Raw genomic sequence first — 625 nt, 5'->3', positions numbered from 1 at the left:
CAACCAGTGGCATAAAGGGCGTCAACAATATCTATTTAACGAATTTGCATTAGCTAAAGTTTGGCGGGCTCAAATGTTAGAGGCAATTAACAGACATACGCGCATTAATTTACCCGCAAAGTACCCTAAGAAGTGGGTGGTTGATTGTCGCAAAGTCGGATTTGGTGATAAAGCCTATCAGTACCTCTCTCGCTATCTATATCGGGGTGTATTGTCTGACAATGACATTGTTCATTACGATGAAAACACCGTCACGTTTAAATATCAAGAGAGTAAAACCAAACAAACAGTAACACGCACTCTGCCTGTGCTTAAGTTTTTATGGCTGATATTACAACATGTCTTACCTAAAGGGCTGCAACGCGTTCGAGACTGTGGCTATTTACGAGGTAATGCCTGTAAGTTACGTCAACGCATTCAAATATTACTTATCAATACCAATAATTGGAAAAAACCTAAGAAAAAAGACAAACCCAAAGCCATCCGTATTTGCCCTTGCTGTCAGCATCCAATGCACTGTGAGGGAGTCATTAACTTCTTCTCACGGCCGAGTTGATTATCATGGGCAGGAAAAAAGATAATGGCTTAAATCAATCAGAGGAGATGAAGCGCAAAAAAATAACGA

The 625-nt window shown here is 40.3% G+C and carries 1 protein-coding gene; it reads left to right on the top strand.

Features of this window, described 5'->3' with window-relative positions; genetic code table 11:
- The coding region (locus BGP78_RS20635; RefSeq protein WP_182912350.1) for a transposase at positions 1-556 on the top strand (556 nt) is incomplete at its 5' end.
- Positions 557-625 lie beyond the last annotated feature (69 nt).

Origin of the sequence: Pseudoalteromonas sp. MSK9-3, from assembly GCF_003590335.1 — a bacterium.
In the GTDB taxonomy this organism is placed as follows: domain Bacteria; phylum Pseudomonadota; class Gammaproteobacteria; order Enterobacterales; family Alteromonadaceae; genus Pseudoalteromonas.
This window is presented reverse-complemented; position numbering and strand designations above follow the sequence as displayed.